Here is a 21,645-nt window from a genome sequence, read left to right on the forward strand (position 1 = left end):
CGGTTCCTAAACCCGCCTTGCCAGCGAGACGGTGAAGATGCCCCATTGGTCGATGCACTGGTCGAGCTTCTCGAAGCCGGCCGCCTCGACCAGCTGGTCCATCTCGGCTTGCGTGCGCCGCCGCATCACCCAGGCCTGGCCGCCGCGATGCGAGGTCAGGCTGCGCGCGATCATCTCGAGCTGCGGGTGCCAGGGCTGGTTGGTGTAGATCAGCAGGCTGCCCGGCTGCATGGCGCGGGCGAGACCGCCGAGCGAGCACGTGATAAGCGCATTGTCGGCGAACAGCTCGTAGAGGCCGGAGACGATGGCGAGGTCCGGCCTAGGGTTCAGCGCGGCGAGCCCGTCGCCGTCGAAGGCGTCGGCGCGCCGGAACGAGACGCTGGCCGGCAATTGCCGCTCAGTGATCAGCTTGCGGCCGAGCTCGACATTGAGGTCGGAATAGTCCTGCAGCCGCACGCTCGCCGGCTGCTCCGCGCTCTTGCCGATCGCGTCGAGCACATAACGGCCGTGGCCGGCGGCGATGTCGAGGATGTGGCCCGACCGTCCCGCTGCTTTCAGCGTAGCCAAAGCCTGGCCGATCAGTTCCTCGAGGTTGAGCTTGCGCTGGCGGATGCCACGCCAGCCGATGGCGTCGAGAAAAGTCCTGTCAACCATGCGGCCGATCGGTCCGAGCCCTCGAGCCTCGTTCTCGTAGACATAGTCCAGCGTCGAGCCGGAATCGAAGCCGGTGCCGACGCCGATCTTCATGCCGCGCGAGAACCAGCTGCCGATGCGGATGGAGGCGCGGCTCATGGCCCAGTAGAGGCCCTTGGGCGAAAGGAGATCGAGCGGCGAGGCGAGGCGGTCGGCCTCGTCGCGCGTATAGCCGGCAATGTCCGCCTGCTTCAGGTCGACGGCTTCGGCGGGCGAAGCAAACTGCCCTTCGATAAACGGCCGGATCAAGTCGAGCGCCTTGGCGCGGTCGCGTTCGCCCAGCGTGTCGTGGAAGAAGCCCGGCAGCACATGCCGCTCCTTGATGCGGCTGCCGAGATTGACGAAGAATTCGTGCTGCGGACCGTGCCGCACCACCCAATCGCTGCCGGACAGAAGAAGCTGCGTCGGCACGGTGATGGCGCGGGCGTCGGCAACGATGCGCGCCGCGTGCTGGTAGAGCTCGACCAGGATGTTGGAAGCGATCGGCCTGGTGATCAGCGGATCGTTCTCGAACGAGGCGATGCGCACCGGGTCATGGGTGAGCAGGCTGGCCTTGACGTAGGAATTGACGAAGAAGCGCCCCTTGAGCTTCTGCCAAAGCGCAATGCCTTCCTTGGCGAAGGGCACATAGAGCTTGACCGAGAAGGCCGGCGAGGCGAGCACCATGGCGCGCAGCTTCGGCGCATAGTCATGCACCCAGGCAGCGGCGAGCACGGCGCCGAAGGATTGCGCTATCAGCGCGATATCCTGTGCGGCAAAACCGTCTTTGGCGGCGATCTCGCGCATGAAACAGTCGATATCGCGCACAAGTGCGGCAAAGGACGGAGCATAGCCGCGCTCGCCGGCGGAGCGGCCGTTGCCGCGCGCGTCCCAGGCGTAGAAGGCATAGTCCGGCATGCTCAGTTCGTCGACCAGATGCGCCATTCGGCCGCCATGCTCGTGGCCGCGATGGAAGAGCACGACTGCGCCCTTGGCCTCGGTCGAGGCTTTTGTCTTGGGCGCTATAGGCGGCCAGAAACGGTAGAAAATCTCGGTGCCGTCATGGCTGCGGAAGCTGCGTTCCTGCGCTTGCCGCGCAACGCCCCCAGCCGGGGCGGCGATCTGTTCGTGAAGCATGCTGTTCCCCTCGGACGGCATCGCGGGCCTGGATGCTTAGCCGGTGTTGCCACTAAGACCGGCGCGTATCCGGTTTATGGCGGTCAGCAGCGAAAGCGTAGCCATGGCCGGAAACACAAACGGCGCAATCGCCGCCGGCCACAGACCGACGCCGCACAAAGCCGCCACCACGCCGAGCCCCAGCGCTCTGTCGCTCTTGCCGAACGGCCCGGCATAGTTGCGCCCGATCCCTGCGGGAATGCCGAGCACGCCGGCGAACTCGGTGAGCATCGCGGCAATGGCAAAGGCGAAGACACCCCAGACGCCAAACTGCGGGAAAGCGGCGAAGGGCAGGATGAGCGCCAGGTCGGAGACGACGTCGCAGATTTCGTTGAGATACATGCCAAGCGTGGAAGCCTGGCCATGTTCCCGCGCCAGCATGCCATCCATGGCGTTGAGCGCCATGCGAACGAACAGCACCAGGGGAATGAGCAAGAGGAGCAGGCGCGAACCGGGCGCCGCCACGATCGCCAGACCGACCGCGATCGAGAGGCCGGCTGCCAGCAGGGTTATGCCGTTGGCTGTCACCCCCATGGCCGCCAGCCGGCAGACAAGCGGCCGCAGCCTGTCCTGGAAGGCCGGCTTCAGCGCATAGAGCGTCGGCATTGCGTGATCCCCCGATCCACGGCGCAAGCTTTACCATGAGCGAGCATGGAGGCGCTAGCGTGCGACAGAAAACACAGTGAATTTTCAGACGGTTGATGCCGTGCTGTGAATGCATCGCCTCAAGCGTTGCGGCGGGATCGCCGTGATCGCGGCTGCCGCGAGCTCACCGCATCTGCTTGCGCAGCCAGTACTGCAGCTTGACGAGGTGCCGCTCCGGCGTGCGCTCGAAGCGGCGGACGTCGATCAGCGTCACGCCGCCACCGTCCGACAGCGTGTGCAGGCCGGTGTCGAAGCCGTCGAGCCAGCCCTCGGGCGACAGCCGCTTGACGATGTCGGCCGAAAATTCCTCCGGCGTCAGGCGCTCGATCCGCAACAGGTTGATGGCTGTGCCGTAGCCGGTTGTACAATCCTGGGTCGGCAAATACAGCTGGCCATCATGTTCAAAGGGCGAGCCGCCGAGCCGCGACGATGCGCGTCCCGTGCGCACCGGATTTTGCGGATGCTTGGTCCAGGGGCCGGTCAGGCTCTCGGCGAAAGAGACGTGCAGCTCGCGCATGTCCCGTTCGTTGGGACCATTGAGCGCATAGAGCATCCACCAGCGCTCCTGGTGGCGAAAAACAGCCGCGTCGACCGCCGGCTCGTCCAGCAGCACGGCGACCGGCTGCCACGCCTTTGGAAAATCGGTCGCCTTGTAAAGCGTGAGCCGCCCGCTCTTGAAGGCCTCCGGCAGCATGAAGATATCCTCCCCCTGCCGGATCAGGAACGGATAGGAGAGGTGGAATGGCTCCTTCAACGCCACGCCACGCTCCTTGAGGGTCCAGTCCCGATCGTAGCTGTAGTAGTCGATCTCGCCGCGTCTCACCCGGTGGTCGTAGGCCTCGACCAACACCGTGAAACGGTCGCCATGGAAGAGGCCGAACGGGTCGGCGATGAAGCGGTACGACCCTTGAGGCGGCAGCCAGACGATCCCGCTCTTGTCGAGGCCTTGCGGGGCAAGTGCGTTGCCGATCCGATCCGGGACGATGCCCACCTGCCAGATGTCGAACATTGTTTCGCTCCCTGCTGCGCCGGCGCACCTATGCAGCAAACCGTGCAGCCCCGCAAACCGCGTTTGCGGTACTGTGGGCGGGAAGCCCTGTTCCGCAAGGCGCGGACTTCACATCTTTTTTAAATTGCCCTCGGCAGTGAATTCGCGATACGGCAGGCTGACGGCCTTGTTTGCTTATCCATTTGTTGGGCTGGAGCAGGCGCCTACTTCGTCCGGTCGCCTCCAGAGAAAAGTATCGATCAGCAGGCAAGCGATTCCCGCCATTTAACTGTCATGACTTTAAACAGCAAAAAAATCGACAGCGTTATTTTTACCGAAAGCTCACCCGATATCGGCGGACAAGAACGGCAATTGCTGATCCAGATGCGATCACTTCGAGCGTCTGGGATTGACGTGGTGCTTGCCTGCCGCCCGAATTCTCGGGTCGGGGCTTTAGCGGCGACAATGAACATTCGGACTGTGACACTTCCGTTTAGAAACGGTGCGGATCCGCGCACGATAATTGGTTTATATCGGCTGATCGCTGCAATGCGGCCCGCCGCGTGCTTCTGCCACAGCGGTCATGATACAGACAATCTCGCAATTGCTGCGCGACTTTTCGGTCGAAATCGTCCGCGCCTGATCAGGTCCAAAGCATACCTGGCTGGAAAAATATCAGAATATAGCTATAACTATTTCCTAGATGTTACATTCACTCCAAGCAAGTATTTGCGATCAAAAATTCTGTCCAATAGCCGGGTCGACCCCAAGCGGATCGAAGTGATTTATCCGGGTGTGGATTTCGAAAAACTTGATGCGGAATGTTACCTTGATCTTCCCTCCGATCTTTCTCATTGGATCGAGAGGAAGCGCGGCACGCTGATCGTGCAGGTGGGTATGCTCCGCAAAGAGAAAGGCCACCTTATGATGCTTGACGCAATAGCGAAATTGCGTTCGCGATGGCCCGCGCTTCATTTTGCAATTGTTGGATCGGGACCCGAGCAAGAGTCGATCAAGCAACGGGCAATCGAGCTTGGCCTTTATGATCAAATCTGGATGGGTGAACTGCCATCCGTTGCGGCGATCCTGAAGAAGGCGGATCTCGTCGTCATGCCTTCGTTCGTCGAAGCGTTGGGTCTGGCCCAAGTTGAGGCGGCGGGACTCGGCATCCCGATCGTGGCAAGCAATATCGGCGGTATTCCGGAGACGATCTCCCATCTGGAAACCGGTCTGCTGGCCGAGCCAAATGCGAATGATTTTGCGCAATGGCTGGACCACGCGCTGTCTCACCCGGACGACATGCGCACGATGGCTCATCGCGCTCAAGCGGATGTTCGGTCCCGGTTTAGCATCGAAAACAATGCCAGCGCGCTCAAATCCTTGATCACACGGCAGGCTCGTTGACGGCTTGCAGTGCTGACGCGCAGTCGTCCATTCGCAAAGCTCCTCTTGAATAATAAGCACGCTTATTATATCTATCGCTCATGGTTTCAGATGGCATCGACAGATTGGGATTTTTGATCCACGACGTGCAGCGCCTGATGCGCAAGCGCTTCGAGGCGCGTGCCAGCGGGTTGGGGCTTTCCTCGGCGCAATGGCGGCTGATGGTGCGTGTCGCCAAGGAAGAAGGCATCACCCAGGCGCGGCTGGCCGAACTGCTCGAAATCGAGCCGATCAGCGTCTCGCGGCTGGTCGACCGCATGGAAGAGGGCGGCTGGATCGAGCGCCGCCAGGACGCCACCGACCGGCGCGTGCGCATGATCTTCCCGACCGAGAAGGCGAGCGCCGCCTATGCCGATGTCAAAAGCCTTGCCGGCGAGGTCTATGAGGAGTCCTTGACCGGTGTTTCGCCGGAAGACCGGCGCATCCTGATCCGGGTTCTGGATACGATCGTGCAGAACCTGACGGATGGCGAGGCATCGTCCCTGGAAAAGATCAAGAGCAGCGAAGGGGCGGCAGCATGAGCGCGGCAGCCAAGAGAGAAGACGACAACGTAGCCAAGCTTGCGTCGGCGCAGCCGGTCGCTGAAGCCCCGGCGCAGCCGGCGGCCGCTCCGGTCACGGCGGCGCCTGAGCCTCAGCCTGCTCCGGCGGCGCCAAAGAAAAAGCGCCGCCTCGGCCGCTTCCTGTTGATGGTCACCCTGCCGCTGGCGCTGCTTGCCGGCGGCGCATATGTCTGGGTCACGGGCGGCCGTTATCAGGAGACCGAGAACGCCAATTTGCAGCAGGCCAGGATTTCGGTCGCCTCCGACACGGCCGGCCGCATCGTCCAGGTCGGCATCGCCGACAACCAGCAGGTCAAGCAGGGCGAGCTTCTCTTCGTCATCGATCCCGAGCCTTACCGGATCGCGCTCGCCCAGGCCGATGCGGCGGTCGCCGCCGCGCGCCTCAACGTCGAGCAGCTGCGCGCCGCCTACAGCCAGGCGATGGCGCAGGAAAAATCCGCCTCAAGCGAGGTCGACTATGCGCAGTCGCAATATGACCGCGCGGCCGATCTGGCGCAGAAGGGCATAAACGCCAAGGCATCGCTCGACCAGGCCCGCAACGATCTCGACAAGGCCAGACAGCAGCTTGCGATGGCTGAGCAGGGCATCGTTAGCGCCAAGGCGGCGCTCGGTGGCAACCCCGATATCGAGACCGACAAGCATCCGACCGTGATGGCTGCTTTGGCCGCGCGCGACAAGGCGGCCTACGATCTGGCGCAGACGACGGTGAAGGCGCCGGCCGACGGCATCATCTACCAGGCCGCCTCCTTCAAGGTCGGCCAGTATGTGTCCATCGGCACGCCGCTGTTTGCGCTGGTCGAGACCGGCGACACCTGGATCGACGCCAATTTCAAGGAGACCCAGCTCACCAACATGAAGCCGGGCCAGAAGGCCGAGATCGTCGTAGACACCTATCCGGGCCGCACCTTCGAGGCGACCGTCAAGGCGATCGGCGCCGGCACGGGCGCGGAATTCTCGCTGCTGCCCGCGCAAAACGCCACCGGCAACTGGGTCAAGGTCACGCAGCGCATTCCCGTGCGCCTGGAGCTGACCGATCCTGACGCCAGGATGGCGTTGCGCACCGGCATGAGCGCGACCGTCACCGTCGACACCGGCGTGGCGCGCGGCCTGCCGTCGATCTTCGGCCATGCCACGGCAGGGGAGAGCGCGCAGTAACGATACGCCCCGTGGATTGGGGCGGAGCAGGGATTGGTCTGATGGGAGGAGTGGGAAGGATAAGCGTTTAAGATCAGCCGCCTGGCGGCGCGATCGAAACCGAAACCTTCGTCACGGACCCGTCGGTCCTGAGGTTTCCGGGCGGCAGGCATCCGCTCCAACAGAGACTTTCAGTCGATGTAACCCCCACATCGATAGTCGCGTCCCACCGCGATGAGGGTCTCTCAACGGAAGGCATTGCCGCCCGGAAGCCTAGAGCCGGATGATTTCAGGTCTGTTCGACCTCAAATCTGAATCCGGCTCTAAATCAAAGAGATAGAGCATGATATCGTCCGAAAACCGCTCCACACTTTTCGGCATCATGCTCTAGTGTACATTTTTTTGTGACCTGCTGGAAGTTCAGCATCATGAGCACCCCCGAACCCTTTAAGGAAGTGCCGCATCGCGGGCTGATCACCGTCGCGCTGATGCTGGCGACGATCATGCAGGCGCTCGACACCACGATCGCCAACGTTGCGCTGCCGACCATGACCGGCGACCTCGGCGCGTCGCCCGACAACATCAACTGGGTGCTGACCTCTTATATCGTGGCGGCGGCGATCATGACGCCGGTCACCGGCTGGCTTGCCGACCGGCTCGGCCGCAAGGAGCTGTTCCTCGCCTCCGTCGTCGGCTTCACCATCTTCTCCATGCTCTGCGGCCTTGCCTGGAGCCTCGAGACGATCGTGCTCTTCCGTCTGCTGCAGGGCGTGTTCGGCGCGGCCATCGTGCCGCTGTCGCAGACCTTCCTGCTCGACATCAACCCGAAGGAACGCCACGGCCAGGCGATGGCCATTTGGGGCGCCGGCATCATGCTTGGGCCGATCCTGGGCCCGACGCTGGGCGGCTGGCTGACGGAGAACTTCAACTGGCGCTGGGTGTTCTTCATCAACCTGCCGGTCGGCATCCTGGCCTTCCTCGGCATGGCCGCCTATCTGCCCGTCGTCGCAAAGCGCGTGCGGGGCTTCGACTTCTTCGGCTTCGCCATGCTCTCGCTCGGCGTCGGCGCGCTGCAGCTCCTGCTTGATCGTGGCGGCGAGGTCGACTGGTTCAACTCGGCCGAGATCTGGATCGAGCTCGCTCTGTCGCTCACCGGCTTCTGGGTGTTCACCATCCACACGGTGACGGCCGAGCACCCCTTCATCGATCCAAAGATATTCCTCGACCGCAATTTCGTGACCGGCCTCGGCTTCATCTTCGTCATGGGGGTGCTGATCCTGGCCTCGATGTCGCTGTTGCCGCCGATGCTGGCCAATATTTTCGGCTACCCGACCGTGACGATCGGCATCGTGCTGGGGCCACGCGGCATCGGCACGATGATCTCGATGCTGGTGGTCGGCCGCATCATGCACAGGTTCGATGCGAGGATCCTCGTCGCCATCGGTTTCCTGCTGACCGCGCAGTCGCTCTACACCATGGCAAGCTTCACGCCGCAGATGGACAATTGGTTGATCCTCACCTCGGGCGTCATCCAAGGTCTCGGCATGGGCATGGTGTTCGTGCCGCTGTCGACGGTCGCCTTCGCCACGCTCGACGCGCGCTACCGCACCGACGCCACCGCGCTGTTCAGCCTGGTGCGCAATCTGGGCTCGTCGATCGGCGTCTCGGTGGTTGCCGCGCTGATGGTGCGCAACACGCAGATCAACCACACCGAGTTGTCGGCCTTTATCAACCCCTACAATCCCAACCTTTGGGCTGCCTCGCCGGCGGCCGCCAGCGGCGACGCCGCGGCGCTGTCGCAGGTCGACCGTGCGGTGAATGCCCAGGCGATGATGATCTCCTACATCAACGACTTCAAAATCCTGATGGTGATGACGCTGATCGCGATCCCGTTCGTCGTCCTGCTGCGCAAGCCGAAGGCGGCACCGGCAGGGGGTGCGCCTGCAGCGCATATGGATTGAAGCGGCCAGCTTCAGTCCGCGTGCATGGAACCGATACGGGCGAGTGGTTCGTTCACTCAGGTATATTGGGCACGCTCCAGCGTGGCGTGGCCGCAATTCGCCCACCCTTTGCGGCCTTGAAGTAAGTCGCAGCGAGATCCTCGGCGCACATCGATGACAGGTATATCTGGATTGACCCGCCTTCCTCGGTGACGGGGTAGCGTTCACCGCACGCTTCGAGGCGCCTTTCGTACAGGCGCATTTGCCTGTGGCTCAGTCGATCGAAAAACCCGGCCTTGCACTTGTCGATCACGGCTTCCGACATGAATTCGTCACCGCTCGATCCCCAGGCGCAAGCCTGATGTAACTTGTGGGCCGCCAGGCAATCGGGTGTGTTGTCTATATCCTGCGGCAATTGACTGCCTTCCGGACACTGGACATCCTCCGCGGCTGCGGGGGCGATCGATAGAAGCCCGATCAGGACTATGCAGCTGGTCCGCATATCGCATTCCCCCGGCGGTCTCGATTTCGTGTCCGTGTCACCTTAGCCCAATGGGTGCAGATGGAAAACAGCGCTACCGCCGGCTGCGTTCGCATACCGACCGGCTCCGTTGGCGGAGCCGCCCGCTGGCGGCTCGCCGCTTTCAGCGGCCGAGCACCAGCGCCCAGTAGCGCAAGGCAGGATCGCGGCCGTCGCGCACATAAGCGAGCCCGAAACGGCTGAAATCCGGATCGAGCATGTTGCGGCGGTGGCCGTCCGAGTGCATCCAGATGTCGAACAGCTTTTGCTGGTCGAAACGGCCCTCGGCGATGTTTTCAGCCGCCGCGCCGCGCACGCCATTGTCCTTCATGCGCGAGGCGAAATCCTTGCCCCAGCCGGTGGTGTGGCTCATGCGCTCGCGCGACGCCATGTAGCCGGCCTGCTGCAGCGCCGCCTGCTCGAGCTGCGCATCGGGGGTCAGCGCCGGCAGTCCAGCCGATGTGCGGATCGTGCTCAAGGTGCTCGTGGCGGAAGACGAAACGCCGGCGCCTTCGCCGATCGGCACGGACACCGTGCTGCAGGCGGCGATGCCGGCAAGTGCTGCCAGGCCTGCGGCCTTGATCAGCATGCGACGGTTCATAGTGGGGAGGGCGGTGGTCGAGATGCTCATCCGGCCTCTGATACTGCCGATCGTGGCTTTTGCCGGGCAACCGATGAAAATCGAGGGAGGCGGCGACTTTTGCCGGAAGATCGGTTATCATCCGCGCGTTCTTGAAAGTGGCAGCCATGGGCGGCCACCCTGGCGGTGACCGCCTCCCGACAAAAACGGAGGACGGTTATGGCCGGTTTTCATGTCATGACGGACGCGTACGGCGCGCATGTTCAGCCCACGGTGCGCCACATCTCGACCGCGGACCTTTGGGACGCGCTGAAGCTCGGCGCCAAGGATTTCTGGGCCAAGCCTTCGCATTACGTGTTCCTGTGCCTGATCTATCCGATCGTCGGCCTGATCCTGACGCAATGGAGCTCGGGCTCGAACGCGATCCAGCTCGTCTATCCGCTGATGTCCGGTTTCGCGCTGATCGGTCCGTTCGCGGCCATCGGCCTCTACGAGATCAGCCGCCGGCGCGAGCTTGGCATGAGCAGCCGCTGGCACCATGCTTTGGACGTGCGCCATTCGCCGGCGCTGCCGTCGATCGCCGTCATCGGCATCCTGCTCTTCGCGCTGTTCCTGTTGTGGCTGTTCACCGCGCAGTCGCTCTACACCAGCCTGTTCGGCGCCGAGCCACCCGCTTCGGTCGGCGCTTTCGTGCGTGACGTGCTGACGACCGGCAAGGGCTGGACGCTGATCCTCGTCGGCAACGCCGTCGGTTTCGTCTTCGCCGTTGTCGTTTTGGCCACCACCGTCATTGCTTTCCCGCTGCTGCTCGACCGTGATGTCGGCGCCGTCTCGGCAATCGAGACCTCGGCCCGCGCTGTGATGGCCAATCCGCTGACGATGGCGCTCTGGGGCCTGACGGTCGCGGTGCTGCTGGTGATCGGCTCGATCCCGCTGTTTGCCGGCCTCGCCGTCGTCATGCCGATCCTTGGCCATGCAACCTGGCACCTCTATCGCAAGGTGGTCGAGCCGGAGCAGATCCGGCCGGTGCGCCGGCCGATGTAAAATTGTGACGGCCCTTAGGGTGCGTTGAGATCCAGGTCAGGCCGGTCTCACCTGAATTATCAATGCACCCTATCTCTGCGCGTCGGTCGCCATCTTCAGCGCCAGCGCGGTTAGAACCGTGCCCATCATCCAGCGCTGAACGACCAGCCAGAACGGCCGTCCGGCGAGGAAATTAGCGATCGAGCCGGCGGTCACCGCGATGATGGTATTGACCGTCAGGCTGATCGAGATCTGTGTCACGCCGAGCACCAGAAGCTGTGACAAAACATGGCCCTTCGCCGGATTGATGAACTGCGGCAAGAGCGATAGATAGAGCACCGCGACCTTCGGGTTGAGCAGGTTGGTCATCAGGCCCATGGCGAAAAGCTTGCGCGGCCTGTCCCTGGGCAATTCGCGGACCTGGAAGGGCGAGCGTCCGCCGGGCCTTAGCGCCTGCCAGGCGAGCCACAGAAGATAAAGCGCGCCTGCGAAGCGCAGCGCATCATAGGCAAAAGGCACGGCGAAGATGAGCGCGGTGATGCCGAAGGCCGCGCAGACCACGTAGAACAGGAAGCCCAGCGCCACACCGCCGAGCGAGATCAGCCCGGCCTTCGGCCCTTGCGACAGCGAGCGCGAGATCAGGTAGATCATGTTCGGGCCGGGCGTCAGCACCATGCCGAGGCAGATCAGCGCGAAGGTGAGATGATTGGCGGCGTCGGGCACGGGCGTCTCCTGGAAAGCGCGCCTGAGATGTGCCCTGCCGCGCAGAACGGCACAAGGGCTTCAAGGCGCCGGCCGTTGCGCCAGCCTCGATGCCGCCAGATCCGGCCGTTTCTCGACCAGGAGGTGATAATCCAATACATTCCATTCACCAGCTTTGCACGGGTCGACGCTATGCAAATCTCCTTCAAGGGCAAAAAGGTTGTTGTAACGGGTGCCAGTCGCGGCATCGGCCGGTCGATCGCTCTGGCATTTGCGGCGGAAGGCGCCGATGTCGCGATCTGCGCCCGCGGTGCGCCGGGTCTCGAAGCGGCTGAGGTCGAGCTGAAGCGGCATGGAGGGAACGTTTTCGCAATGCGATGCGATCTCGCGGAGGCATCTGCACCCGCAAGCTTTGTAGCGGAGGCCGTTAGCGCGCTCGATGGCATCGACATCCTGGTCAACAATGCGTCGGGCATCGGCATGAGGGATGACGAGAGCGGCTGGCGAGCCAGCATCGACGTCGACTTGATGGCGACGGTGCGCACCACCCAGGCAGCCATCCCGTTCATGGAAAGAGCGGGGGGTAGTGTCATCATCAACATCGCGTCGATTTCCGGTTTCAGGGCGGTGCCGCGCACTCTGCCTTACGCCGCGATCAAGGCGGCACTCGTCAACTACACAATGGGCCAGGGGTTGGCGCTCGCGCCAAAACGCATTCGGGTAAACGGCATCGCGCCTGGTTCGATCGAATTTCCAGGCGGCGTGTGGGACCACCGTAGAACCTCCGATCCCCAACTGTATCAGCGCACGCTCGACGGCATACCTTGGGGGCGATTTGGCACGCCGGAGGAGATTGCAAAAGTTGCTCTGTTCCTGGCGAGCGAAATGGCAAGTTGGATTACGGGGCAAACGATCGCGGTCGACGGCGGCCAATTGCTGGCGTCAAAGACGGGCCCTTCAGCGACATTGCCCGCATCGTGAACCGTGCTTTCAGGGCCTGGATGCTGACATTCAACGCCCGTTTCTGATTTCCGGCCTTACCCCACAACCCGCAGGTTCGACAGCTCGTTCGCGATCTCCTTGAAATTGTCGGAGAGCGTTGCGCCGGTGGCGTTCCAGAACAGCTTGGCCGGCTTGCTTGGATCCGTCGGATCCTTGCGGAAACGGGAGTCGGAAGAACATGCTTTCAGCGCCGCCATGGCCTTCTGGTCGCTCGAACTGGTCGAGGACATGTCGAGCGCCACCGTCATCACCATGATGTTGCCGGCCTTGGCATTGTCGCACAGCTTCGCCATCTGCTCGTTCATCGCGGCGGTATAGTTGCTCGACGAATAGTTGAACTGGCCGATCGCGCTCGACGTGCCGCCGAACAGACGGGTGACCGAGGTACCGTTATAGCCGACGCCGGTATAGCCATAGGCCGCGTAGGTTGACTTGTTGCCGGCCGGGTCGGAGCTGACCGTCGAGTAAGTATTCTCTCCGTCCGTGAGGACAATGACGACCTTGTCGTTGCCGCGCTCGGTTTCCGGACGGCCCTCGGTGAAGGGCGGCGCGCTCGACACGGTGCGCCAGCCCCAGGCCATTCCTTCGGGCACATTGGTGTTGCCGTTGGGCTGCATGAGGTCGATCGCAGCCTTGATGGCTGCAAGCCCGGCCGCGTGGGTGACGTCGGTGAGCGGCGTGATCGGCGTGGTGGTGCAGCTGTAGTTCGGGCCGGCGCCCGAACCAAGGGTCGGAGCATCGATCGGCCGCGGCTGAAAGTACTTGGCCATGTTCGACTGCCTGGTCTTGCCCGTGGTGCTCGATGGGTCGTCGTTCCACCAGCTGTTCGCCGCGCCATAGGTCACCGGATCCGGCTCCCTGGGGTTCTGAGTAACCTTCCAATGATTGCCGGGTTCGTCCGGCGCGAACATCGGCACGAACATGGTTGCGGGATCGCCGACGCCGATACCGGTGTTGTTCGGGCCGCCCAAGGCCGGCGTGTCGTCGACATTGTAAGGATAGGGACGGACCTCGACACAGCCCTGCCAACTGGCGAATGGCCCGTAGGTGTCGTTGTAATCGTATTCCGTGTGGCTGTGCGAACAGGTGTGGTTCGAGCGGTATGTATCGCAGACGCTGCGCGCGCTGCCGATGATGCGCTCGTGGCTGGTCACCACCTTCATGTCTTGATAGAGCTCGAAGCGGCTGAGAACCTCGTCTTCTTCAGTGCCCCAGCCGGTGCCTTTCTTGTACCAGATGCCGTTGATCTTCTGGGCATGTTTGTCGGGCGCATTCAGCGTCGACCAGTCGAAATTCTCGTTGGCGATCGGAGACAGCCCGTAGACGTCCATCCACGGGGCGTTGTCGTTGTCCGGCCCGACATTGACCGAGGCCGCGAACGGCACGAGGCTGAACTGCACAGGTTTGTCGATCTGCTTGATCTGCGCTGCCTGCTGCGCCAGCGTGTCGACAAGCTGCTTGGCGGCCTGCTTGAGCAGGTCGATGCGCTTCTGTCCCGAGCCGGTGCCTGGCGTTGTCATGGAGCCCGAATTGTCGAGCACCATCGCCACTTCCAGCGTGTTCTTCAGCCGCACCTGGGAACACATCTCGACCTGGATCGGCTTATGCGCGTCGCCGTCCGACGCGCCGCTGAGCAGCGCCGCCGCCGGAAGGAAATAGGGATGATAGGTGAGCGTCGCGCAAAGCTTCATCAGGCCGCCGCCGGTCTGGCTGCCCGGCAGCGTGACATCGAGCGCAATGTTGGCGGGATCGACGGTGTTGAGATTTGAATTGAGGAAGGCAGATGCATAGGCCTTGATCTCGTCGTCCGACGCGCCCTGCGAGAGGCGCACCGCAGAGGCGAAATTGGCCGAGTCGAGCGCGTTGAGCACCATCTGCTTCTCGCGATTGAGCTCTGTGAAGTCGACGCCCACCGCCAAGGCCCCCATCAGCGGAACCATGGCTACTGCCGTCACGAGGGCATAGTTGCCGCGCCGGTCACGGCAGAATTGATGCCAGAATTTGCGCATTTGCTCGAGCGGCCCCCTGGTAGTTCAACTGACGATGCGCAGGTTCGACAATTCGTTGCCGATCGCCTTGAAGTCGTCCGAAAGCGTCGCGCCGGTCGAGTTCCAGAACAGCTTCGCGGGCTTGCTTGGGTCGGTTGGGTCCCTGCGGAAACGCGAGTCCGATGCGCAGGCCTTGAGGGCGGCCATGGCCTTCTTTTCGTCGGTCTTGGTGTCGACCAGGTCGAGCGAGACGGTCATCACGATGACCCCGGCAGCCTTGGCATTGGAGCAAAGCGTCTGCATGTTCTCGTCGAGCGCGGCGGTGTAGTTGCTGTCGGTGTAGGTGGTCTTCGGCACGGCGCTGCTCGTGTTCATGAACAAGCGTGTGACGCTGCCTGAACCGGGGTAGGTCAGCCCGGTATATCCGTAAGCGGCATAGGTGGACCGGTTGTTGGCGTAGCCGGAGTCGCCGACGGCGCTGTAGGTGTTGGCGCCATCGGTCAGGACGATGACCACCTTGTCGTTGCCCTTTTCGCTGTTCGGCCGGCCTTCGGTGAACGGCTCGTTGCTGGACACGGTTCGCCAGCCCCAGGCAAGGCCTTCGGGCACGTTGGTGTTGCCGGTCGGCGCCATGTCGTCGATGGCGTCATCCAGTTCCTGTTTCTCTGCCGCCACGCTGACATCCTTGAGCGGCGTGATCGGGCTGGTCGTGCAAGCCGCGTTCGGGCCGTCGCCGTAGCTCGCGGACGCCGAACCATATGGCTTGACCAGGAAATATTTGCGCATGTCGGACTGGCGCTGCGACGCCGTCGGGTTGGACGAATAGGGCCAATCCGCCCACCAGTTGTTACCATAGCCGTAGCCGACGCTGCTGACGTCATTGATGCCGTCGCGGTTGAAATCGCGCCAAAGCGTGCCGGCCTCGTCGGGGGCGAACATCGGCACGAACAGCGTGGCCGGATTGGCGCTGTCCGGCGTGGTGTCGTCGTCATTGTAAGGGTACGGCCTGGCCTCCACGCAACCCTGCCAGCTTGCATAGCGGCTGGTGGTATAGACATAGGTCGGGGACGGCGTGACCCAGTGGCCTTTGTTGCAGCTGCCGTCTCTATTGGTGACGTCGCAGACATATTGCCTTGGAGGCTGCACCGTCTCGCGGTCGGACTCGACGGTCATGTCGGAATAGAGGCTGAAGCGGGTGAGCGGCTGATCCTTGGTGTCTCCCCAGCCGGCGCCGCGCTTGTACCATATGCCGCCGACCTTCTGCGCGTACTTGTTGGGGTCGTTGGCCGAACTCATAGTCGACCAGTCGAAATCCTCATGGTGGATCGGCGAGACGCCGTTCAGATCCATCCACGGATCCTGGTCGTGCGTCGGGCCGACATTGACGGAGGCCGAGAACGGCACCAGCGAGAACTGCACCGGCTTTGAGATCTGTTTCATCTGCTGGGCTTGCAGCGCTAGCGTGTCGACCAGCTGTTTCGCCGCCTGCTTGAGGAGGTCGATGCGTTTCTGGCCGGTGCCCGAGCCGTTGATGCTCATCGAGCCGGAATTGTCGAGCACCAGCGCTACTTCGAGCGTGTTCTTGAGCCGGACTTCCGATCTGGCACTCACACTTACGTTGGTTTCTCCGGCGGTGCCGCCATTGAGCAGCATGATGGCCACCGGCAGGAAATAGGGCTTGTATTTGAGCGAGGCCTGGAGAACCAGCGTGCCGCCGCCGGTATTGTTGTTTGGCAAGGTAACTGTCAGCGCCGTGTTTGCCGCGGCGACATGCGAGAGATTTGCTTCGAAGAATTGTTTGGCGAAAGCCCTTACCTGATCGTCGCTGGCCCCCGAGACGATCTGCTGCGCTGTGGCGATACCCGCCGCGTCGAGCGCGTTCAGCGTTTCCTGCTTCTGCCTGATCAACTCGGTGTAGTCGACGGCGATCGCCACGGCGCCCATCAGCGGTATCATCGTGATAACCGTCATCAAGGCGTAGTTACCCCGCCTGTCGCGAAAAAAATCGCGGATCATTGCATTTACCCCCGCCAAGGATCCATGCCGATATACGACCATGGTCGCAGTTGCCGTCGTACCATGGTCATAAATCGTTAAATTTCAGCTTGCGCGAAACTATCAAGAACGCACCGCTTTTTTGACCGCGCGTTAACCCTGTGCGTCCGGGCGAGCGAGAGCGAGGCCCGGCATGTGGCGATCGGGAAAGCTCGTGACAGGATCAAACGCTTCGGTTATGCGGGACCGTCCGTGGCCGACTGTCTGTCGCGGCCTGCCAGGAATCAAAATCAGGGACACGGCATGGCGGATTCGCCTGACATCATCACCTCGCTCGACGATCTTGCGGGGCGCTACGCGGCCATACTGTGCGACGTATGGGGCGTCGTGCACAATGGCGAATGGCATTTTCCGGCGGCCGCCGCCGCGCTTGCCCGGGCACGCGCGGCCAACGTGCCTGTCGTGCTGATCACCAATTCGCCACGCCGCAGCGCCGACGTCATTGCCCAGATGAAGGTCATCGGTGTTCCCGCCGACGCCTGTGACCGGGTCGTTACTTCCGGCGACGTGACGCGCGACCTGATCGCCGACGGCCCAAGGCGGATCTTCCATATCGGGCCGGAGCGCGATTTCACGCTCTATGACGGGCTCGATGTCGATCTTGTCGAGGAATTCGAGGCCTCGGGTGTCGTCTGCACCGGTCTCTATGACGACGAGGTCGAGAAGCCCGCCGACTATGCCGAATTGCTGCAGCGGCTGCGCGCCCGCAACCTGCCGTTCATTTGCGCCAATCCGGATATCCTGGTGGAGCGCGGCGAGCGCACCATCTGGTGCGCCGGCGCGCTCGCGCGGGATTACGCGCAACTGGGCGGCCGTACGTTGATTGCCGGCAAGCCTTTCGCGCCCATCTACCATGTCGCGATGAAGGAGGTCGCCGGATTGCTCGGTCGCGCCGTCGAACGAAGCGAGGTTCTCGCCATCGGCGACGGCATGATGACCGATGTCAAGGGCGCGGCCGACAACGGCTTTGACGTGCTCTATGTCTCGGGCGGTATCCATGCGCGTGAGCATGGCGACGATCCCGCAAGGCTGGCGGCCTTTCTCGAAAAGCACGGCTACCGGCCGGTCGCCGTCATTCCGCGCCTGCAATAGGTTGATAGTCTGGCCATGACGGGCGCCTCGACATGACGCAAACCTTCAAACGTCTTTCCACGGCCACGCCGCTGCCTGCGCATTTGCGCGGCGGCGTCGTGGCGATCGGCAATTTCGACGGCGTCCATCGCGGCCACCAGGCCGTCCTGGAGCGCGCGCTGGCTGAGGCCGGCCGCAATGGCGTGCCCGCCCTGGTGCTCACCTTCGAGCCGCATCCGCGCAAGGTGTTCCGGCCGGAGGTGCCGCTCTTCGTGCTGACGCCGCCGCCGATGAAGGCACGGCTGCTCGCCGAACTTGGCTTTGCCGCTTTGGTCGAGCAGCCGTTCACGCGTGATTTCGCCTCGCTCTCCGCCGAGGCTTTCGTGACCGATGTGCTGGAGAAGAATCTTGGCATCCACCATGCCGTTACCGGCTTCGACTTTCATTTCGGCAAGGATCGCCAGGGCGGCCCGGCTTTCCTGATGGCGGCGGGAGAACGGCATGGCTTCGGCGTGACGCTCGTCGATGCCTTCCGCGATGAAGGCGCCGAAGTAGTCTCGTCGAGCCGCATTCGCGGACTGCTCACCGAAGGCAAGGTAGAGGAGGCCGCCGGCCTGCTCGGTTACCATTTCACCGTTGAGGCCGAAGTGATCGGCGGCCAGCAGCTTGGCCGCACGCTCGGTTTCCCGACCGCCAATATGCGGCTTTCGCCCGAAGCCGCCCTGAGGGAAGGGATCTACGCCGTCCGATTCCGTCGTCCCGACGGCATGCTTCATGACGGCGTCGCCAGCTTCGGCCGCCGCCCGACCGTCGACGACAATGGCGCGCCGCTGCTCGAGACTTACGTCTTCGATTTTTCCGGCGATCTCTATGGCCAGACCTGCCAGGTGTCGTTCTTCGGCTTCCTGCGCCCGGAGCTCAAATTCGACGGCCTCGACGCGCTGGTGGCGCAGATGAAGAAGGACGAGGCCGAGGCGAGGGCGCTGCTGGCGGGCGCGCGGCCGCTGTCGCAACTGGATAGCGAAATCGCGTTCTGATCTCGCGGTTTTGAGGCAGATCCGGCAAGCGTCGAACCAGGAATTGTGGCCTCTTCTCGATTCTGCTCTACTGCAAAGGCTGGGAGATGCTCATGACGAATATTCTCGTCGCGATTGCCTGTTATGGCGGCAATATGAAGGTCCAGTGCGCCGTCAGCCTAGTTGCTTTGTGTTCGAATTTCGCGGCGCGCGGCGTCCTCTTCGAAATCAGATATCGTGACAGCGCCGATGTCGCGGCCAATCGAAATCACCTGGCTTCGATTGCGCTGTCGCAGCCTGAACGCACGCACCTGCTGTTCGTTGACAGCGATATGGAATTCAGGCCGCAGACGGTATTCCGGATGCTGCAACTGGATCGGTCGATCATCGGCTGCGTCTATCCCAAACGGCGACTGGCTTCATCTTCGCTCGAGGACTTCGTCGTCAATGTCGGCGACCAAACGCGGCTTCACGTGCTGAACGGTATTTGCCAAGTCGCTGGCGTGGGCATGGGACTGACGCTTGTCCATCGTACAGTTCTTGAGCAGATGGTTGACACGGGAGAGCTTCGCCAATGGAGGCCAGACAGGTCAGGTCCGCCGCACTACGGCTTCTTCGATCCGATCGCGACGAAGAACAACTATACTTCCGAGGATCTCTCCTTCTGCAACAGATGGACCGAGCTCTGCAACGGCCAGATTTGCGCCCTTGTCGACGAAGAAATCGGACACGTTGGAGAATTCACATACAAAGCGCGCCTACTGGATCATGTCGGCGGGATGCGAGACGGTTCGAACCAAAAGCCGTTGCCGTAAACGAAGACGAGCGCGTTGGCGGGCGTGCGCCCGCTCTCGCAACTGGATAGCGAAATCGCGTTCTGATCGCCGCTTGCTTCTACCGCTTCAGCGCCAGCCCGATGGCGATGAAACTCCAGCCCTGGAAGACCAAGTCGATCGCCAGGAAGATGCCAAGCACCCAAAGGCTGTTGATTGGCCAGCCCATGGCGATCATCAGGCCGAGCAGAATGGTGATGATGCCGGCCGCGAGCAGCCATCCCCAGCCTTGCTCCGGCCGGTGGCTGAAGGCCACCCAGGACCGCAAGAGTCCCGAGGCGATGAGCGCGATGGCCAGCAGCAGCGTCAGCACCGCCGAGGCGAGCAGCGGGTTGTCGAAGGCGAAAAAGCCGGCGACGGCGTAGAGCAGGCCGCTCAGCAGCCAATAGAAGAACCGTCCCCAGGTCTTGACCCCGAACGCGTGGATGATCTCGATGATGCCAGCCATCAGCATCAACCAGCCGACCACGTAGACCGAGGCCACGGTGGCGATGAAAAGATTGCCGAAGGCGATGCCGCCGAAGATCAGCAGCAGCACGCCGAGCGCCACGAACCATCCCCATTTGTCCCGCGTCTGGCCGATTGCGTCTCTGAGAGCGTCGCTTGGCAAAGTCATGGTTTCATCTCCCTCGAAAATTCACCACCAGTCGTGCGGTGAAAGGAAGCTAGACTGAATGGCATTGTCCGTCCAGCAACACGAGCGGAACCCACGGGCGACCGGGCTGTGCCCGAGCCTGGAGCAATTCCAGGAAAGTGTGAGCGGTTAGGTTCGGCGCGTTCGCCGTAGCCTTCCGCCGGGAATTGCGTGAAAACGAGGAGATAGAGCGGTTCGCCGTTTCCGTGAAACGGTGAAACTAAGGCGCTCGTTCTCGCGCCGGCGTGACTTCATCCGGGAACGGCGCAAGCGTGGCCTCCAGCGTCTCCCGGCCAGCCTGCTCCCAGCTTCGCGCCGTGAATTCGCCGGCCTTCGCTTCATAGGAAGTCCGGACCTCGGGCGAGGTGATCCATTCCCGCATGGCCTTTTCCCATCCTTCGTCATCGAGTGGGTCAAGGCAGAGTCCGAACGGACCCACCACTTCGGGAATGGCTCCGCCTGTCGAGGCGATCAGCGCCTTTCCGTAGGCCAGCGCCTCCACGGGCGGCAGTCCGTATCCCTCATAGAGCGACGGGTACACGCAGAACGCACTGTTTTGGTAGAGCAGGGACAACGTTCCGTCATCGACGTTGTCGAGATGGACAAGGCTCCGGCCGTAGTCGGGATGGCTGTGAAGTTTCGCCAGGACCGCATCGACCATCCAGCCGCTGCGGCCGACGAAAACCAGCTTCATGCCGCTATGCGCGACCGTTCCGTCCTGAACGAGGCGCCGCCAGACGTCCATGAGCAACGAATGGTTCTTGCGCGGTTCGATGGTGGAAACGAACAGGATGTAGCGGCCTGTCTCAAGTCCGTCCGGCAGGGGGCCGCCCGCCTTCGATTTGCGCGCGCTGTCGCAGCCGAGCGGGACCAGTTTCAGTTCCGGCAGGTGAAGGCCGAGCCCGGCGGCATGCTCCTCCATATCGGCGGTGACACGCTTCGACGTCAGGATGAATCGGTCCGCCAGCCCGATCGCCCGATTCACGTAATCCGTGAATCTCGTGACGTCGTGCGGTTTGTACCATTCGGGAAACTGGATCGGTATGATGTCGTTCAGCAGCACGACCAGCTTTGCGCCGGCCGAGCGGCACTCGCGCGAAATGAGCTCGATATCGGTGTGCCACCAGTCGTTGTTCATCAAAAGCAGATGGTCGCCGGGTATGAGGTCGTGTTTGTTGCCGGCCACCGTCCGCAGCGGCACGATCCGCACCTTCGAACCGTCCTCGCGAGCGATCAGCCGCCGTTCATTCGCTTTCATAAGGCGGTTTTCGATCCGCTCGAGGAAAGGACGAAAACCGCTGCCGGGATTGTGCCGGACGAACGCGCCGATTTCCGTTATCAGGACACGGCGCGGTTTCATGATCGCCACCAGCGCCCGCCGCGCCCAGTTCGGCCAGCGATCGTAAAACCGCATCTTGATGCGCGCCGGGTCCGGATGGAAACTCATGTCGCATGAGATGTCGCCGGCGGTGATTTCTGCCGCAATCCGCGGCGAAACCTGCTTGAGGACCCGGTCGACCGGGTCGAACACCGTGAACGCCACCTCGGAGGCCGTGAACGCGGCTGCGGCCGCGCTGTAATGCCGCTGCACGCGGACCAGGCCGACCGGAGGGCCGAGCCAGCGCGCCATGCTGGTGAGATCTACGACAAGCCGCATCAAC

General features: G+C 62.6%; 19 protein-coding genes. 9 read left to right on the forward strand and 10 right to left on the reverse strand.

Annotation, left to right across the window (positions count from 1 at the left end):
• Nucleotides 1–6: 6 nt before the first annotated feature.
• The 3 genes from EN852_RS11620 to EN852_RS11630 form a co-directional block, all read right to left on the reverse strand.
• Complete coding sequence (locus EN852_RS11620; protein WP_189545859.1) at nt 7–1,809, reverse strand: bifunctional alpha/beta hydrolase/class I SAM-dependent methyltransferase; 1,803 nt, start codon at nt 1,807–1,809, stop codon at nt 7–9.
• Between the two features lie 36 nt (nt 1,810–1,845).
• A complete protein-coding gene (locus EN852_RS11625) occupies nt 1,846–2,454 on the reverse strand; it encodes a CDP-alcohol phosphatidyltransferase family protein (RefSeq protein ID WP_127873961.1) in 609 nt (202 codons plus the stop codon).
• Nucleotides 2,455–2,617: 163 nt separating this feature from the next.
• Entirely contained in the window at nt 2,618–3,484 is an 867-nt protein-coding gene (locus EN852_RS11630; RefSeq protein ID WP_210238232.1) for a glycosyl hydrolase family 43, read from the reverse strand.
• 291 nt (nt 3,485–3,775) lie between these two features.
• On the opposite strand from EN852_RS11630, the gene EN852_RS11635 reads away from it, so the two are divergent.
• The 4 genes from EN852_RS11635 to EN852_RS11650 all read left to right on the forward strand — a co-directional run bounded on the left by EN852_RS11635 (nt 3,776) and on the right by EN852_RS11650 (nt 8,581).
• Entirely contained in the window at nt 3,776–4,885 is a 1,110-nt protein-coding gene (locus EN852_RS11635) for a glycosyltransferase family 4 protein (RefSeq protein ID WP_127873959.1), read from the forward strand.
• 80 nt (nt 4,886–4,965) lie between these two features.
• On the forward strand, nt 4,966–5,445 hold the full coding sequence (locus EN852_RS11640; protein WP_127873958.1) for a MarR family transcriptional regulator: 480 nt from the start codon (nt 4,966–4,968) through the stop codon (nt 5,443–5,445).
• Nucleotides 5,442–6,641, forward strand: coding sequence for an HlyD family secretion protein (locus EN852_RS11645; protein ID WP_127873957.1), 1,200 nt, complete (start codon nt 5,442–5,444; stop codon nt 6,639–6,641). The genes EN852_RS11640 and EN852_RS11645 overlap by 4 nt, the downstream gene beginning before the upstream one ends.
• A gap of 407 nt (nt 6,642–7,048) precedes the next feature.
• Nucleotides 7,049–8,581 (forward strand): DHA2 family efflux MFS transporter permease subunit, encoded by a 1,533-nt coding sequence (locus EN852_RS11650; protein WP_127873956.1) that lies wholly within the window; start codon nt 7,049–7,051, stop codon nt 8,579–8,581.
• 52 nt (nt 8,582–8,633) lie between these two features.
• Here the strand turns inward: EN852_RS11650 and EN852_RS11655 are convergent, their stop codons facing one another.
• Nucleotides 8,634–9,062, reverse strand: coding sequence for a hypothetical protein (locus EN852_RS11655; protein WP_127873955.1), 429 nt, complete (start codon nt 9,060–9,062; stop codon nt 8,634–8,636).
• A 142-nt stretch (nt 9,063–9,204) separates the two neighbouring features.
• Complete coding sequence (locus EN852_RS11660; RefSeq protein WP_127873954.1) at nt 9,205–9,711, reverse strand: CAP domain-containing protein; 507 nt, start codon at nt 9,709–9,711, stop codon at nt 9,205–9,207.
• 168 nt (nt 9,712–9,879) lie between these two features.
• On the opposite strand from EN852_RS11660, the gene EN852_RS11665 reads away from it, so the two are divergent.
• A complete protein-coding gene (locus tag EN852_RS11665) occupies nt 9,880–10,704 on the forward strand; it encodes a DUF2189 domain-containing protein (protein WP_127873953.1) in 825 nt (274 codons plus the stop codon).
• A gap of 69 nt (nt 10,705–10,773) precedes the next feature.
• On the opposite strand, the gene EN852_RS11670 is transcribed toward EN852_RS11665, so the two are convergent.
• Nucleotides 10,774–11,406, reverse strand: a complete 633-nt coding sequence (locus tag EN852_RS11670) for a LysE family translocator (RefSeq protein WP_127873952.1) — start codon at nt 11,404–11,406, stop codon at nt 10,774–10,776.
• On the opposite strand from EN852_RS11670, the gene EN852_RS11675 reads away from it, so the two are divergent.
• Nucleotides 11,386–12,366, forward strand: a complete 981-nt coding sequence (locus EN852_RS11675; protein ID WP_246694248.1) for an SDR family oxidoreductase — start codon at nt 11,386–11,388, stop codon at nt 12,364–12,366. The genes EN852_RS11670 and EN852_RS11675 overlap by 21 nt on opposite strands.
• A 56-nt stretch (nt 12,367–12,422) precedes the next feature.
• On the opposite strand, the gene EN852_RS11680 is transcribed toward EN852_RS11675, so the two are convergent.
• Together EN852_RS11680 and EN852_RS11685 are read right to left on the reverse strand one after the other, a co-directional pair.
• Nucleotides 12,423–14,396: a TadE/TadG family type IV pilus assembly protein gene (locus tag EN852_RS11680; protein ID WP_127873951.1), complete on the reverse strand. Its 1,974-nt coding sequence runs from the start codon at nt 14,394–14,396 to the stop codon at nt 12,423–12,425.
• Between the two features lie 24 nt (nt 14,397–14,420).
• A complete protein-coding gene (locus tag EN852_RS11685) occupies nt 14,421–16,391 on the reverse strand; it encodes a TadE/TadG family type IV pilus assembly protein (RefSeq protein ID WP_127873950.1) in 1,971 nt (656 codons plus the stop codon).
• Nucleotides 16,392–16,673: 282 nt separating this feature from the next.
• Here EN852_RS11685 and EN852_RS11690 point away from each other — a divergent pair, with 282 nt between their 5' ends.
• The 3 genes from EN852_RS11690 (at nt 16,674) to EN852_RS11700 (ending at nt 19,332) form a co-directional block, all read left to right on the forward strand.
• Nucleotides 16,674–17,522 (forward strand): TIGR01459 family HAD-type hydrolase, encoded by an 849-nt coding sequence (locus EN852_RS11690; RefSeq protein ID WP_127865442.1) that lies wholly within the window; start codon nt 16,674–16,676, stop codon nt 17,520–17,522.
• Between the two features lie 32 nt (nt 17,523–17,554).
• Nucleotides 17,555–18,538 (forward strand): bifunctional riboflavin kinase/FAD synthetase, encoded by a 984-nt coding sequence (locus tag EN852_RS11695; RefSeq protein ID WP_127873949.1) that lies wholly within the window; start codon nt 17,555–17,557, stop codon nt 18,536–18,538.
• Nucleotides 18,539–18,630: 92 nt separating this feature from the next.
• A complete protein-coding gene (locus EN852_RS11700; RefSeq protein WP_127873948.1) occupies nt 18,631–19,332 on the forward strand; it encodes a hypothetical protein in 702 nt (233 codons plus the stop codon).
• Nucleotides 19,333–19,411: 79 nt separating this feature from the next.
• Here the strand turns inward: EN852_RS11700 and EN852_RS11705 are convergent, their stop codons facing one another.
• Both EN852_RS11705 and EN852_RS11710 read right to left on the reverse strand, forming a co-directional pair.
• Nucleotides 19,412–19,966: an HdeD family acid-resistance protein gene (locus EN852_RS11705; protein WP_127873947.1), complete on the reverse strand. Its 555-nt coding sequence runs from the start codon at nt 19,964–19,966 to the stop codon at nt 19,412–19,414.
• A gap of 238 nt (nt 19,967–20,204) precedes the next feature.
• On the reverse strand, nt 20,205–21,641 hold the full coding sequence (locus EN852_RS11710; RefSeq protein ID WP_127873946.1) for a glycosyltransferase family 1 protein: 1,437 nt from the start codon (nt 21,639–21,641) through the stop codon (nt 20,205–20,207).
• Between the last annotated feature and the right edge of the window lie 4 nt (nt 21,642–21,645).

The organism is Mesorhizobium sp. M2E.F.Ca.ET.209.01.1.1 (assembly GCF_004010375.2).
Taxonomy (GTDB): domain Bacteria; phylum Pseudomonadota; class Alphaproteobacteria; order Rhizobiales; family Rhizobiaceae; genus Mesorhizobium.